General features: G+C 40.6%; 15 protein-coding genes. 2 read left to right on the plus strand and 13 right to left on the minus strand.

The window, feature by feature from the left end:
- Nucleotides 1–16 precede the first annotated feature (16 nt).
- The 5 genes from BN1609_RS12440 to groES form a co-directional block, all read right to left on the minus strand.
- On the minus strand, nt 17–415 hold the full coding sequence (locus BN1609_RS12440) for a VOC family protein (RefSeq protein WP_088810971.1): 399 nt from the start codon (nt 413–415) through the stop codon (nt 17–19).
- 56 nt (nt 416–471) lie between these two features.
- The gene (locus BN1609_RS12445; RefSeq protein ID WP_088825926.1) at nt 472–1,008 is read right to left on the minus strand and encodes a PRD domain-containing protein; all 537 of its coding nucleotides are present in this window, start codon (nt 1,006–1,008) and stop codon (nt 472–474) included.
- 296 nt (nt 1,009–1,304) lie between these two features.
- Entirely contained in the window at nt 1,305–1,544 is a 240-nt protein-coding gene (locus BN1609_RS12450) for a hypothetical protein (protein WP_088810969.1), read from the minus strand.
- 206 nt (nt 1,545–1,750) lie between these two features.
- The gene (gene groL / locus BN1609_RS12455) at nt 1,751–3,379 is read right to left on the minus strand and encodes a chaperonin GroEL (protein WP_088825927.1); all 1,629 of its coding nucleotides are present in this window, start codon (nt 3,377–3,379) and stop codon (nt 1,751–1,753) included.
- A gap of 30 nt (nt 3,380–3,409) precedes the next feature.
- Nucleotides 3,410–3,694, minus strand: a complete 285-nt coding sequence (gene groES / locus BN1609_RS12460; RefSeq protein WP_007475470.1) for a co-chaperone GroES — start codon at nt 3,692–3,694, stop codon at nt 3,410–3,412.
- A gap of 206 nt (nt 3,695–3,900) precedes the next feature.
- On the opposite strand from groES, the gene BN1609_RS12465 reads away from it, so the two are divergent.
- Nucleotides 3,901–4,584: a CPBP family intramembrane glutamic endopeptidase gene (locus BN1609_RS12465; RefSeq protein ID WP_088810967.1), complete on the plus strand. Its 684-nt coding sequence runs from the start codon at nt 3,901–3,903 to the stop codon at nt 4,582–4,584.
- Between the two features lie 9 nt (nt 4,585–4,593).
- Nucleotides 4,594–4,800: a YdiK family protein gene (locus BN1609_RS12470; RefSeq protein ID WP_088810966.1), complete on the plus strand. Its 207-nt coding sequence runs from the start codon at nt 4,594–4,596 to the stop codon at nt 4,798–4,800.
- A gap of 31 nt (nt 4,801–4,831) precedes the next feature.
- Here the strand turns inward: BN1609_RS12470 and glmS are convergent, their stop codons facing one another.
- From glmS to BN1609_RS12510, 8 genes are all read right to left on the minus strand, one after another.
- On the minus strand, nt 4,832–6,640 hold the full coding sequence (gene glmS, locus BN1609_RS12475) for a glutamine--fructose-6-phosphate transaminase (isomerizing) (protein ID WP_088840925.1): 1,809 nt from the start codon (nt 6,638–6,640) through the stop codon (nt 4,832–4,834).
- 439 nt (nt 6,641–7,079) lie between these two features.
- The gene (locus BN1609_RS12480) at nt 7,080–7,691 is read right to left on the minus strand and encodes a DUF5105 domain-containing protein (RefSeq protein ID WP_088810986.1); all 612 of its coding nucleotides are present in this window, start codon (nt 7,689–7,691) and stop codon (nt 7,080–7,082) included.
- 177 nt (nt 7,692–7,868) lie between these two features.
- Nucleotides 7,869–8,699: a hypothetical protein gene (locus BN1609_RS12485; RefSeq protein ID WP_220387168.1), complete on the minus strand. Its 831-nt coding sequence runs from the start codon at nt 8,697–8,699 to the stop codon at nt 7,869–7,871.
- Nucleotides 8,700–8,763: 64 nt separating this feature from the next.
- Nucleotides 8,764–10,113: a phosphoglucosamine mutase gene (gene glmM, locus BN1609_RS12490; protein ID WP_088840926.1), complete on the minus strand. Its 1,350-nt coding sequence runs from the start codon at nt 10,111–10,113 to the stop codon at nt 8,764–8,766.
- Between the two features lie 175 nt (nt 10,114–10,288).
- On the minus strand, nt 10,289–11,629 hold the full coding sequence (locus BN1609_RS12495) for a YbbR-like domain-containing protein (protein WP_088810962.1): 1,341 nt from the start codon (nt 11,627–11,629) through the stop codon (nt 10,289–10,291).
- A complete protein-coding gene (cdaA, locus tag BN1609_RS12500) occupies nt 11,626–12,447 on the minus strand; it encodes a diadenylate cyclase CdaA (RefSeq protein ID WP_088810961.1) in 822 nt (273 codons plus the stop codon). Before cdaA ends, BN1609_RS12495 begins: the two co-directional genes overlap by 4 nt.
- Before the next feature lie 185 nt (nt 12,448–12,632).
- Nucleotides 12,633–14,891, minus strand: a complete 2,259-nt coding sequence (locus BN1609_RS12505) for a glycoside hydrolase family 65 protein (RefSeq protein WP_088810960.1) — start codon at nt 14,889–14,891, stop codon at nt 12,633–12,635.
- Between the two features lie 11 nt (nt 14,892–14,902).
- Entirely contained in the window at nt 14,903–15,703 is an 801-nt protein-coding gene (locus BN1609_RS12510) for a DUF1189 family protein (RefSeq protein ID WP_088810959.1), read from the minus strand.
- Nucleotides 15,704–15,721: the final 18 nt, after the last annotated feature.

Here is a 15,721-nt window from a genome sequence, read left to right on the forward strand (position 1 = left end):
AAAAGAGAGTTTGCTATTAAACATGTGTATAATTTAATTCCCACATGTAACCGAACTTGTCTTCCACTTTGGCATGTGTCGCTCCCCAAAACATGTTCGCGACTTCCATTTCGACGCGTCCGCCAATTTGAAGTATTTCCATATAGCGGAGAAGTTCTTCGTTTGAATCACATTCTAGCCCAATGATTAGCGTGTTCCCGTGAGTCATTTCGCCGAGTTGTAAATCGTTGAAAAAAAGGACTAAATTTTCAGCAATGTGCAGTTCGGCGTGGATGAGTTTATTTGGGAATTTTTCAAACCCGGGGACATCTTTTCCGTAGGAGGCGTGCAGAATTTCGCCCCCAAATACGGTTTGGTAGAAAGAAACCGCTTCTGCGCAGTTGTCCATCGTAAAATAAGGAATAATTTGTTTCATGCTAGCACCTCGCTTGCTCCATTTTTCTTTATCATACTGCAAAACGGTGTTCTAAGCTACCTTTTTGTAAATTCGGCCATTTCACGAATCACATCTTCTGCTTGTGGGAATAAACCTAGTTTGTCCATGAAACCCGCTTCGTCTTCTGGCAAGTCAACATCCGCATGCTCATTGATTCGCGCCAAACATGTTTTTGCAATAGCAAATTCTTCCGGATAAAACTTTTTTATTTCCCAAAGCAACCGATTTTCAAAAAAGATGCCTTGTTTAAAACGTGATACAGCGTAATGGATATGATCGGTTAACGTGACATAAATAATCTTATTTAATGATTTTCCGAGTTCTTTTTCCGTATAGCAAATAATATCATCTGCCAACGAGAAGTAATCAAATGGTATTTCTTCCAGAAGCTGAATAAGTTGTTTGTTCGAAGGGTCATTGTCTGTTGTAAATATTTTCTCAATCTTTTCTGTCGGGATTGTATCGCCAATTTTCCGATTAAACCCCACGCCAAGTCCTGTGACGATAACTTCCTCTTTCACTTGATTGACTGAAAAAACAACATTGTTATTTAAAATTTTTGTAATGAGCATCTGAAAAATCTCCTTTTGCACGAAATAAAACCCGTATTAGTTGACACACTGCGTTCCTAAACAAACAGTATGTACTAACACGGGTTTTGCCTGCTTTACCAGTCACAATCCATTAATTTCCTATAGTGTATCATAATTAGTAAGCGATTACAACCTGAGTTTTTTTGACCATTTCTTTACTAGAAATCAACCTATCGTTCATAATGGCTTTACAAAATTGCGCTAAAATAAGGTTACAAGCTTTGAACTTGTAACCTTTAAACTCCCTAACTTTAGCTGGCATCTGCCGGCTTTTTTTAATCCATACGACTTCTTTTCGTTAAAATAAGCTCTTTATCTGCCGTAACGCGAACAAAGTTATTCCAATCGGTTCGAATGAGTGAAATTTCTTTTTCTGTACAACTAAATTTTAGGAGTACATCATCGTCTTCATCTACAACCAAATAAACATCTTCTACGCTTTGATAAATCTTCAAATTGTTTTCTAATTGTATTTTCCATCCAAAAATTAATAAATCCGTCTTCATAATCGTCATTTCCGTTCACTCCTTTTGTTTTAACTTTTACTTAGAGTGAACTTGCTAGCTTTTATTTCATGTAAATCTTTTTTGCATGATTTCGCTCTCCTTTTATGGCTTTGATTTCATTTTAACTTGGAAAGGTGCGGGAATCAAGATTTTAATCAAAAAAAGAGACCTCCGAGGAGATCTCTTAGTAGGCAGCTTGTAAATAGCTGGGCTAGTTACATCATACCGCCCATTCCACCCATGCCGCCCATATCAGGTACTGCAGGAGCGTTTTCTTCTGGTTGATCAGCGACTACTGCTTCAGTTGTAAGAAGTAGAGCTGCAACAGAAGAGGCATTTTGAAGCGCAGAACGCGTTACTTTTGTTGGATCCACGATACCAGCTTCAATCATGTTGACCCATTCGCCGTTAGCTGCGTTGAAACCAACGCCAACTTTTTCGCCTTTCAAGCGTTCAACAATAACAGAACCTTCTAAGCCGGCATTGTGCGCGATTTGACGAACTGGTTCTTCAAGCGAGCGAAGTACAATTTTCACACCAGTTGCTTCATCGCCAGTTGCTTCGATAGCAGCTACTTTATTGTAGACATTTACAAGGGCCGTACCACCACCGGATACGATACCTTCTTCAACAGCTGCACGCGTGGAGTTTAACGCATCTTCAATACGAAGTTTGCGCTCTTTTAATTCCGTTTCAGTAGCGGCACCAACTTTGATGACAGCTACACCGCCAGCTAATTTTGCTAGGCGTTCTTGAAGTTTTTCTTTATCGAATTCAGAAGTTGTTTCCTCCATTTGCGCACGAATTTGGTTCACACGTGCCGCAATTTGGTCGGAATCGCCAGCTCCTTCAACGATTGTCGTATCATCTTTTGTTACAACTACTTTTTGAGCAGTTCCAAGTTGTTCCATCGTTGTTGATTTAAGTTCAAGACCTAAATCTTCTGTAATCACTTGTGCACCAGTTAAAATACTGATGTCTTCAAGCATTGCTTTACGACGATCACCAAAACCAGGCGCTTTAACTGCTACCACGTTAAAGGTTCCGCGTAGTTTGTTTAAAACAAGAGTCGCTTGTGCTTCGCCGTCAACATCTTCTGCAATAATGAGAAGCGGACGCCCTTGTTGTACTACTTGCTCCAAGACAGGTAAAATTTCTTGAATATTAGAGATTTTTTTATCTGTGATTAAAATATATGGTTTTTCGAGTGCTGCTTCCATTTTATCAGAATCAGTCACCATGTACGGACTTGTATAGCCGCGGTCAAATTGCATCCCCTCTACAACATCAAGTTCAGTTGCAAAGCCTTTTGATTCTTCAATCGTAATAACTCCGTCATTACCAACTCGTTCCATCGCTTCGGCAATTAATTTCCCAACTTCCTCATCACCAGAAGAAATAGCAGCAACTTGCGCAATGGAATCTTTTCCTTCAATTGGTTTTGAAATCGATTTAAGCTCTTCAATTGCTGTTGCAACAGCTTTTTCAATTCCGCGGCGGATGCCTACAGGATTGGCGCCAGCTGTTACGTTTTTAAGACCTTCTTGAATCATTGCTTGAGCTAGAACTGTTGCCGTCGTAGTTCCATCACCAGCAACGTCATTCGTTTTAGATGCCACTTCAGAAACAAGTTTAGCTCCCATGTTTTCGAATGCATCTTCTAATTCGATTTCTTTAGCAATTGTAACACCATCATTTGTGATTAAAGGTGAACCAAATTTTTTCTCAAGAACGACGTTACGTCCTTTTGGGCCAAGCGTTACTTTTACTGCGTTCGCTAATTGGTCAACGCCGCGTAACATTGCGCGACGAGCGTCTTCACTAAATTTAATATCTTTTGCCATAAGTCAATACCTCCGTTTTAATCCAAAATTCTATTTAATTACTGCTAAAATGTCGCTTTCGCGGATAATCAATAAGTCTTTTCCTTCAAAGGTTACTTCCGTCCCAGAGTACTTGGAGAAAATAATGTGGTCGCCTGTTTCAACTTCTAGCGCTTCTTTTGCACCGTTATCAAGAATTCGACCAGAGCCTACTGCGACAACTTTACCTTCTTGTGGCTTTTCTTTCGCTGAATCAGGTAAAACTATCCCGCTCGCTGTTTTTTCTTCAGCCTCTACAACTTCAATAATAACGCGATCTCCTAATGGTTTTAACAATTCCATAACCTCCTTGAATCTTTTTAGCACTCGATACACTTGAGTGCTAACACAATTCTTATATTAGTCAAAATAGGTTAAAATTGCAAGTATAAAGGGCTCGTTTTTATTAAAATTTCTTTCTTATTTGCAACTGCCACCTATTTCTTAGTACAATAGAACAGAATTGAAATGAAACATTAGGTTTCTTGGAAGGAAGCGGTTTTTTGGCAAAACGATATATCACTATTATTATAAGTTATTTTATTCTACTATTTTCTGGAATTTTAGGTGTGCCTCTTGTTGCGGCCATTTTAAACTCATTTAGCTCAGCTTCAAAAACTGAAATTGCAAATCTATCCGTCGTAATTTGGAGTATTCTTGCAAATATCGCTTCATTATGTATTATTTGGTTGCTTCTTCGGAACCAGCCTGAATTTAATAAAATTGCTACCGGACAAAAAGCGGGACTTCCAAGTAGCATTCTTTGGGCCGTAGGTGGCTTCTTCATTTTACTTGTTGCTCAATACGTGGCGGTTTTTGTCATTACCATTTTTGCCGGCCTACCTAGTGGGTCAGAAAATACGGCAGACCTTTTAGGCTATTCCAAAACAGCGCCTATCTTCCTCATTTTTATCAGCATCCTCGGTCCGATTTTAGAGGAGTTAGTATTTCGAAAAGTGTTGTACGGAGGACTGGCAAACATTATAAATATTCATGTTGCGGCGGTTATTAGTTCGTTTGTTTTTGCCCTTCTACATGGTGACATACAATATTTACTTTCTTACTTCTTGATTGGTCTTATTCTTTGTTATCTGTATACGAAAACAAAGCGCATTATTGTTCCGATGTTTGCACATATCTTAATGAATTCTTTCGTTATAATCTTAAGTCTTTTCTTTTGGGGGTAAAAAAGGGATATGAATCGACGTTTTTTATTACAAGGATTACTTTACATTATTTTAGGTATCGTATTCGTTTATTTCGCTATACAACAAGTAAATACAAGTGGTTGGGGCTTTTTTGCCTACGTGATTGCCGGCATGGCTGCTGTTGATTTTGTGACCGGCGCCCGTTTTATTATTCAAGGATTTAAAAAAGACGTTCCACCATCAGATGAAAATTAAAAAGGCTTCCAATTTTTGGAAGCCTTTTGCTTTATTCTACTGTAACACTTTTCGCTAAATTACGTGGTTTGTCCACATCGCATCCGCGGTGGAGTGCCGCATAATAAGCGAGCAATTGGCACGGAATAACACTAGCAAGTGAAGTTAATAACGGATGGACTTGCGGAATTACAAGACGGTCTCCAGGCTGTTCTAGGCCTTCCATCGCAAATACGCAAGCATTTGCTCCGCGTGCTAAAACCTCATTGACATTTCCGCGGATATTCCAATTAATATTTTCCTGCGTGATAATCGCTAAAACAGGCGTTTCGTCCTCAATAAGTGCGATTGTTCCGTGTTTTAGCTCGCCGCTCGCAAACCCTTCTGCTTGAATATACGAAATTTCTTTCAGCTTTAAGGCCGCTTCCATCGCGACAAAATAGTCAACACTTCTTCCTAGGAAAAAAGCATTCCGTGTAGTTGCGAGAAACTCACCTGCAATATGTTCAACTAATTCCTTTGAAGTGACCATCGTTTCCATGGCTGTCGCTACGATACCAAGCTCGGCAGCAAGATTCAACTCTTTGGCGTCTTGAATCCCTTTCGCCCGACCAAGTGTAACCGCCAGCACACTTAAAACCGCGATTTGTGCGGTATACGCCTTTGTAGAAGCTACGGCAATTTCGGGACCGGCGAACAAATACATGGCATGGTCCGCTTCACGGTCGAGTGTCGATCCTGCCACATTCGTAAGCGTTAGCGTTGGATAGCCCATACTCTTCACCTTCACGAGAACTTGACGGCTGTCCGCCGTTTCCCCACTTTGCGTAATAAATAGAAATAGCGGGCGCTCGGATAGGAGTGGCATGTTATAACCAAATTCACTGGAAACATGGACTTCTACTGGAATGTGCGCCAACTTTTCAATTAGATTTTTTCCAACTAGGCCAGCATGATAGCTTGTGCCGCACGCAATGATGTGCACGCGGTCGGATGCTAAAATCGCGTCTAGGATAGCTTCATCCACGGTAAGATCGCCAGCTTCATTTTGATACGACTGAATGATGCGGCGTGTGACAGCCGGTTGCTCATCGATTTCTTTTAACATATAGTGTGGGTAAGTGCCCTTTTCAATGTCTGTCGCGTCGATTGTTGCGGTGTAAGGCGCGCGCTCAATTTCTTCCCCTTCAAGATTTAAGATTTGAATGCTAGAGCGTTTTAAAATCACCATTTCTCCGTCCATAATCTCAATGAACTCGTCGGTTTCTTTTAAAGCTGCCATCGCATCGCTTGCAATAATATTAAAGCCATTTCCTTTGCCGATTAGAAGCGGACTTTTACTTTTAGCTGCATAAAGCGTTTGACTGTCTTTGTTGTCAATTAAGCTAATTGCATAGGAGCCTTGTAGGAGCGCAAGCGTTTGCTGAAGCGCTTCTTGCGTCGCTAAGCCTTCATTTGCGAATTTCTCAATTAATTGAACGATAACTTCTGTGTCGGTGTCACTTTTGAAAATCGCCTCTTTTAAATAGTTTTCTTTTAAAAGGGAATAGTTTTCAATGACGCCATTATGCACCATCGTAAAACGACCAGACGGGCTTTGATGCGGATGCGCATTCTCATGACTCGGTTTCCCGTGCGTTGCCCAGCGCGTATGCCCGATTCCGATTTCTCCGTATGCCTCGTTTGCTACTGCTTTAGCTAGGTCAGCAATTCTACCTTTTTCCTTCACAACATACACATTATTTTTGTCTAAAAGCGCAATTCCAGCTGAATCGTAGCCACGATATTCTAGTTTTTCTAGTCCGTTTAGTAACACATCTTTCGCATTTTTTTCTCCAATAAATCCAACAATTCCACACATACTTTTATCCTCCAATAGTTAAAAGGGCAGACGAATCCAATTTTTGCCCTCCCCGAAAATTTTTCGTTTCCTTGGAGAAAAACACATGCTCTTTAGCGCTCTGTTCATCTGGTCGCCCAAATGGTTTGTAGCTAAAGCGTAACGACTGCATGTACAGCCGGGAGACTCCCGCCGAAATTTCGATTAATCTCCTCCTCGTCAACTAATTTCATAGCAAGCTAGAGTTTCACTAGCGGCTAGTTCCGTCCAATTAGTTCTGGCGCTTTTATTTAGTTTTAAACGATCCTCCTTTCCTTTTTTCAAGGAAACAAAATCATTCTACACTAAATTGTATAGTTGGTCAAGCATTTTGTTAAGCCAATTAAGAGGAATTGGTATATACATATTCCCAGAAATCAAAAAAAATGGAAATCATAATTGATTTCCATTTTTCTTAGTTTTACATACCACCCATGTAGAAAGCTTTCATTAAACTTTGGACAAAGGCAATTTGATTACTTATTTTCCATTCGCTTTCATCTTTCGAATTAACTTCAAGTTTAAGTTTGACATCTACTGGTGTTGATACGACATCTGCTTTTTTGATTTGCTCTGTATAAACTTCAAGCATTTTCTTAACAAGTTTATCTTTATCAGTAGCTAGTGATGGATCCGCTATAACTTCTTTTTGTAATTCCGTTGTTAACCCTTGTTGAACGGCCTTCATATCAAGACCTTTGACGGAAAAAGTAATTTCAGGATTTTCTTTATCGTCGTTGGTTACTTTTGTCGTATATGTTGCTTTTTCTTTCACACGGTTGCGTAGCGCACTATATAAGTCATCCACTTCTTTGTCGATATCTAGAGCGCTACCTGTCATTCGTGCTAAAGTGGATGTAAAGCTTTCTTTAAAACCTTCTTCAAACTCTTTTTCAGTGTCTGTTCCGTCTTCCCCATAAACGTCTTTTACTTTGTCTGTGTCTTTTCCGTACACAAGCGCGTTAACAGTAATTTCTGCTGCTTCCTTAGGCTCTACACGGTCATTTCCACATGCTGTTAAAAAGATGGACATTACGAAAATTAAAATTAAGCTAACAATACCCTTTTTCTTCAAAACAATTCCTCCCTAAATTCAATAATATACTTTCTAGTTCAGTATAGCATTTTCAAGCAAAGTCACAATAGATTTGTGGCAAAATTCACTTATTAGACACAGAATAAGTAGTTTTACTTCAAAAAAACAGAATTTTTAACGTTTTCTTCCAATCAAAATCAATATTCCTGAAAGAAAACTGGAAACACCCACAACAAATTGGATGCCGAATAAGCGATTTTCATTTTTGGCAAGGTCATACCCGTTTTTTATCGCAAAAGTCATCCATTGTTCGAACCAAGTATAGTTGACCAAATATAAAAAACCGATTCCGAGCACGATTCCAGCCATGAAGTAAGAGCCTCGTTTTAAGCTCGATGTTGCCGCTATCAGTAAGAGAAGTGCGCTCACACAAGCAAACAGTGCATCAAAGTCATTTGTAAAAATGTATGCATCACTCGCTTTAGGGTTTTGAAAATGTTGAATAATAATGACCGCTAGCCAAATCGCGAGCCCTGCACTTGCTACTAAAAAGACAATACTTGTAATCAGCCATTTTCGTTTCCAATTTTCATTTTGATTGAGCTCTGTACTAAGTTGCCCTTTTTTGTTAAAAATAAAGATAAAAAATAGTACGAGACTAATGACAGCCAAGATGGAATTGGTGTAATTAAATGGCCCTTGAATATCTTCTGTTTTATCAAGTAGAGGTTGAATTTGGTAAAAATAAACTGAGAATGCTTGGAACGCTGTGTAGGCTAGTAGAACGACAGCTACTGCTAAACGGAAAATATCATTTTGAATCATGACGGCTCCGCTCACAATTAGGAGTAGCGCAAATAGGCCGATAATCCAGTAATTCCACACAAAGTTATAATCTCCAGCGTCGCTCATGAAATAGCCGTACACGGCACTAGAAAAGCTATATAGTTGGGCGAAACCGATCATGATTGTGAAACTTGCAGCCACTTGGCGTAATTTTTGCAACAAAAAAATCCTTTCTTTCATAAAAATCCCGTCATCGCAATCGATAACGGGATTTTTAGGTTACTTAGTTTAAGCCCATTTCTGTGCGAACAACACTTGCAATTTGTTCGCAATAAGCTTCAGTTTTTTCGGTTGTTTCGGCTTCGACCATTACGCGAACAAGTGGTTCTGTTCCTGAAGGACGAACTAAAACGCGTCCGTTATCTCCCATATCGTTTTCAACGAGACGAATTGCTTCGCTTACTTTAGGATTTTCTTCTACCGCATTTTTATCTGTCACACGAATGTTCACTAATTTTTGCGGGAAAGTTTGCATCTCACTAGCAAGTTCCGATAATTTCTTACCTGTTGCTTTCATCACGTTGATAAGTTGAATGCCTGATAATAAACCATCCCCCGTTGTATTATGGTCAAGGAAAATGATATGACCGGATTGTTCCCCGCCAAGATTATAATCACCAGCGCGCATGGCTTCGACGACGTAACGGTCACCAACAGCCGTTTGCACATCCGCGATATTCAATTCCTTTAATCCTTTATAGAAACCTAGGTTACTCATAACCGTTGAGACAACTGTATTTTGGTTGAGCGAGTCATGTTCATTTAAATATTTAGCACAAATAAACATGATTTTGTCGCCATCGACAATTTCGCCGTTCTCATCAATTGCAATGACGCGGTCGCCATCACCGTCGAATGCTAAGCCAACATTTGCTTCTTTTTCTTTTACAAATGCAGCTAAACTTTCTGGATGTGTTGAGCCGACGCCGTCATTAATGTTTAAACCGTTTGGCGAGGCACCCATTGAAACCGTTTCTGCTTCTAAATCTGCGAACAAATGGTTCGCTAAACTAGATGTGGCTCCGTTTGCACAGTCCAGGGCTACAAGGACACCTGAAAAGTCTTGGTCAACCGTTTGCTTCAAGAATTGTAAATACTTTTGCTTTCCTTCCAAATAATCGCTCACTGTTCCTAATCCGTCAGAACTCGGGCGCGGAAGCTCATCTTTTTCTTGATCAAGTAGTTCTTCGATTTCAAGTTCTTGGTCATCGGACAGCTTGAAGCCATCTGAGCCGAAGAATTTAATGCCGTTATCTTCAACTGGGTTATGTGATGCGGAAATCATGACACTGGCTGAAGCACCTTGTGCACGTGTTAAGTAAGCAACTCCTGGTGTTGAAATAACACCTAAACGCATGACTTCAATTCCTACAGAAACAAGTCCTGCAATAAGTGCAGATTCTAACATTTCCCCAGAAATACGTGTGTCTCTTCCTACCAATACTCTTGGGTGTTCTCCCACATGTTTGGTTAGAACGTAGCCCCCCATGCGTCCTAAGCGGAAAGCAAGTTCTGGTGATAATTCCTGATTAGCTACGCCGCGAACTCCGTCCGTTCCAAAATATTTTCCCATTATAATTCTCTCCTTCTGTATCAAAACATTGGATTACATTTCTAGCAGCAGATTGATTTCTGCTCCATTCGTCAATTATTTCATTTCTATGCAAAAGACAATGCAAGTTCTATTATACCTTTTTTTGTTAAAAATTTCATCTTCTCAAGAAAAACATAGCTTTAGATGCCATTTGTCAGCTTACAGCAGCCGTTTCTTTTAGCTTAATTAAAAAGTCAGCAGTGCTTACCGAAAGTTTATAACTCACTTTATTAGGCAGATTATTCACTTGAATTCTAGTGCTATATTCGCCTTCTTTTGCGTTAGATAAATCCGCTACTGCGGTAATACTTGATGCACTAATTTGATTGATGGTACTTCTCGGACCGCTTAAAGTTACGTTAACTTTTCCATTAGTTGGCGTAATCATTTGTGCCGTGTACGTGGACGGTAAACCTCTTGTAAAGACGTCTAAACTCTGGAAAGTCTTTGAAACCGTTTGATCCCCGTCTGTTCCGTCATCTGAGTTTGGATTGTCATCATTTGAATCTGGCTCATTTTGATTAGCGTTTGAATCATCATTCGACTTTTTTACCGTCTTAATTCGCACCTCGACAGTCTGCGGTTGAACAGATTTCGCACCATTTGGAACAGGAATTGTCACTTCTTGTACCGTATCCGCCGTAATGTTACTTACATTTACATTCACACTAATTTCATCAATTTTAGCGAGCACATCTGCATCACCTTCGACCACGACTTCCTTCGTTTCAGGCGTTATGCTCGAAATCGTAATGTCCTCACTAGGCGTCCCGGTTTGATTAATTTTTAGCGGCACCGATTTACCAACTTTTTCTACCGGAACTGAAACATCTACTTTTTCAGGACTAATTTCAACATCTAGTTTGTTTAAATTATTGTCAAAAGCAGAAACCGTAGCTTTCGCTGTAAAGTCTTCCTTATGCGCTGAACTTGTCTCAACGTTTGCTTTCACGTAAGCAATTTGTTCAATCGTATCTTTTGCCCCTGTAATGGACACTTTGCCTGGATCTACTTTTGGTGTACCTGCCTCATAGCCGTCTGCAATGACCGAGTTACCAATCTCTGCCTCAACAGAAAATTTCTTCGTTACTTTTTCTTGGACATTGACTTTCGCAGATTCAGGACTAATTGTCACTTTTAAGCGTTCCGAAATATCTTTCACTTGGAATTCCACCGTTTGTTCACCAATTTTGGCATTTCTTAGATCGGCGTATACTTTAAAATCTTGTTGTGCGCGCGCATTTTGCACGATACTTCTAGGTCCAGAAAGCGTTACTGTTACCGTGTCTGGCACGCCAGAAACATACAGGTTTTCTTTGTCGTAATAAACCTCAACTGGAACATTTTGAATTGTTTCCGTATCCATCTGAGAAGCCGTTTGAAAAGAGCCATCGCCCGCATTATTTTCAGACGTAACCGACGTAAATAAAATGGCGGCTAAAACGAGTGAAAGAATACGAATTGACCATTTATTATTTAAAATGCGATCCATCATTTTTTATGCCCCCCTTTCAAACGTGAAAAGAAGGATTTTTTCGCTTCCACTTGCGTCACTAATTCTTTTTCCAAAATTTCTTGTAGCCGTTCCTCTGACACTTCACGGAACAATTCGCCATTTTTCGTTACAGAAATGCCACCCGTTTCCTCCGACACGACAATCGTTAAACTGTCCGTTACCTCACTAATTCCAAGTGCTGCCCGGTGTCTTGTTCCAAGCTCTTTGGATAAAAAGGGGCTATCAGATAGCGGCAAGTAACTTGCCGCAGAAGCAATTTCATTTCCACGAATGATGACTGCACCGTCATGAAGCGGCGTATTCGGAATAAAAATATTGATTAAAAGTTGGGAAGAAATATTCGCATGAAGCGGTATCCCTGTTTCAATATAATCTTCCATGCCCGTATCTTTCGCAATGGAAATGAGCGCGCCGATTCGGCGCCTTGCCATGTATTTCGTTGATTTCATAATGGAGTCAACCAAATTGTGTTGCTCTTTCTCGATTCTCGAACCGAGTCGGATAAAAATATTCCCCCGCCCGAGTGATTCAAGCGCGCGACGTAATTCCGGTTGAAAAATAATGATAATCGCAAGAAAACCCCATGTTAACGCTTGATCGGTAATCCATTCAACCGTTTGCAAATGCAGGAAGCTACTTGCCACTTTCACAACGATGATAATAAAAATACCTTTTAGAAGCTGTACCGCTTTTGTTCCGCGGACAAGCATAATTAATTTATAAATGACAAACCAAACAACAAGTATATCTACAATGTTAGCTAAATATTGTAAAAGTGGAATGTTCGCAAAGCTCATCTTTTCGCCTCCATTACTACAGCAACTTAGTATCTGTGCTAGTTTTTATCAACAGTTCGAACACTGTTCTTTCATAAGTTTCATTATAGCATAAGTATACAGCCATAAAAAGAAATCAAAAAGGCAGTTTGTTAAAGATTTTTATAAGAAAAAAGCTTTGCCAGATTTCTAGCAAAGCTTTTTTCTTATTGGTATGCGACTTTTAATTCTGTTGTAGATGTGAGCAAGTATTGAACACCGTAAACGAAAACTGGAATTTCATCTCCCGCAAGGAGTTTTAAGGTTACTTGGTCCTTTTCTACGCGAACTTGAACGAGTGTATGGCGGTAATTAATTTTGAAGGCATAATCATTCCATGTTTTTGGCAAGAAAGGAGCGAATTCTAGTTTTTCTTGCGTTGTGCGCATGCCCGCAAATCCTTGTACGATGGCGAGCCAGCTGCCGGCCATTGAAGTGATGTGCAGGCCGTCTTCTGTGTCGTTGTTGTAGTTATCTAAATCGAGGCGCGCTGTCCGTTCGTACATTTCGACGGCTTTGTCGTACTTGCCAATTTCAGACGCGAGGACGGCGTGAATCGCCGGCGACAAGCTAGATTCATGGACGGTTAGCGGCTCATAAAACTCGAAGTTGCGCTGTTTGGTGTCGAAATCAAATTGATTCGGGAAATAGTATATGCCTTGTAGCACGTCCGCCTGCTTGATAAAGCAGGAGCGCAAGATTTTATCCCAAGACCAATTTTGATTTAAAGGCAGATCGGTATCTTTGAGCGTGTCGGTTGCGCGTAGTTCCTTGTCTAGGAAGGTGTCATGTTGAATAAAGATTTGCCACTTTTCATCGTACGGGAAATACATGCGTTTGACGATGTCTTGCCATTTTTCAAGTTCTTGCTTGCTAATATGCAGGCGCTCTGCCGCTTCTGCATCTACGTGTTGCAACGTAAATTGTAGCGTCCAACTTGCCATGTAGTTGGTGAACCAGTTATTGTTGACGTTATTTTCATATTCATTTGGTCCGGTCACGCCGTGAATCATATATTTGCTTAAACGGTCGGATAGGTGAACACGATCTGCAAAGAAGCGGCTAATTTCAACTAAAACGTCAAGGCCGTATTCGGCGAGATAGTTTTTGTCTCCCGTATAGGTCACATAGTTGTATATCGCGTACGCAATTGTGCCGTTTCGATGGATTTCTTCGAATGTGATTTCCCATTCGTTGTGGCATTCAATTCCGGTGAAGGTGACCATCGGATAGAGTGCGCCGTCTAAACCGATTTTTCGCGCGTTTTGTTTCGCTTGTTCGAGTTGGTTAAAACGGTATTTCAGAAGGTTGCGCGGCACTTCTTCGCTCGTTAGTGCCAAATACATTGGGAGCGCAAACGCTTCTGTGTCCCAATACGTTGCACCACCGTATTTTTCTCCTGTGAAGCCTTTTGGACCGATGTTTAAACGGGCATCTTCGCCGTAGTATGTGGAAAACAATTGGAAAATGTTGAAACGAATTCCTTGTTGCACAGAATCGTCTCCCGATATCACCACATCGGCTTTATTCCAACGTTCGCCCCATGCTGCGACTTGCTCATCGAACAGATTTTCAAACGTTTTCGCCGCTTGGCTCGCTAGAATTGCTTGCGCGCGTTGCTCCAAGTCAGTTGTATCCCGCGAAGTTGTGATGATCACACGCTTTTCAAGGGTGACGGCTACATTCTGCTTCGCTAAAACCTTAAACCTTTTTTCGGTATAAAGCGCGCTTGAGTGTTCTGTTTCCGCCAAAACTTTACCCGAAATTTTATTTTCCATCAACGCATGAATCGTAAAACGTTCCGTATCAAATGCATTTGGGATAGTCCGTGTGGTTAACGAATTTTCCGTCACATGGACAGCTTCCCAAAACATTTCGTCATAGTTGGCATCTTCATTGTGGACTTCTCCGTCTAAAAATGGCGCTAAAACAAGTTCTGCGTCGCCGTCTAGTGCTGTAACCGTGTACGTTATAACCGCGAGTTCGCGCGTTTGAATGCTCAAAAATCGAGTGGCGCGAATTTCGTAGCGCTTCTCATTTTTTAGTACGGTGAATTGCCGCGTCAAAATCCCTTTTTGCATATCAAGTGTCATATCAAAATCGATTAATGTATCCGTGTATAAATCCAGTTTCTCCCCATCAATTAGCACTTCAATGCCGATAAAATTAAGTGCGTTAATAACTTTTCCGAAATAATCTGGATAACCGTTTTTCCACCAACCGACGCGCGTTTTATCTGGGAACCAAACACCTGCAATATAAGTGCCTTGGTGTGTGTCGCCTGAATACCCTTCTTCAAAATTGCCACGCATGCCCATGTAGCCATTTCCAATCGATGTTAAACTTTCCTGCAAACGTTTTTGTTCTTTATTTAATTCTTTCGTTTTCAGTTTCCATGCGTCTATCTCGAATAATCGTTGCCTCATGCTAAATCCTCCTAAACTAACCTCACATCTTCTTTGTAAAAACGGGTTTTTAAAAATGTCATTGCAATGAGTAAGACCGCACCGAGTGACTGAATCCCAATCATTACTGTAATATCAAAATAAATGAAACCGAAAATGGTCGCGATGAGCGTTGGTAGCCCAATTGCATTCAGTGATAAATTCATCGCTTCTTTAAACGAATTGATTTTTGAAAAAGAGCTCTTTTTCGTGAGCGCCAAGCAAATGGCACTAAAAAGTACGAGCATGAGCGAGCTCACGAGCGTTAGCGTTCCTAAAACGAAAACCATTCCTAGAAATACTATCGGTTTGTACTGCGCGTACCAAGTCGTGTTAATAAACTCTTCCAAGTTTGTCACGACGCCAGATTCCGGATAGGCTAAGGAAAACTGGTAGCCTGACGCATCTTTTAAGTCTAAACGGGTTTCACCAAATGAAATGGCATTTTTAGCCGTATCAAACGTTTCTTTTGGGACGAAAACGCCAGACACAGAAGCGTCGTCTTGAAAAATCATTTCGCTTGCATTCACTAGTTTTCCGTCTGCAATTTTAAGCCCGTCAAACTGACTAGCCGCCTGATTTGTCGCAAGCGCATCTAAACCGCTCGTCCATTTCAGAATTTCAAAGTCATTTTGCTTCGCTTGGTGGAGCGAAATTGGTATCAGAAGTAGCGCATTCAGCAAAATGAAGCAAAAAATCATTTTCAACCACGAAAGGTTTTTTCGGGCTGCAAAAATCCGCTTAGGGCTCCAAATATTTGGAAAATATAGTTCCGGGAAGGTTTGCTTTTTCATTTTAGGACTCCTTTCAAA

The sequence above is a fragment of the Listeria sp. ILCC797 genome, assembly GCF_900186185.1.
In the GTDB taxonomy this organism is placed as follows: domain Bacteria; phylum Bacillota; class Bacilli; order Lactobacillales; family Listeriaceae; genus Listeria; species Listeria goaensis.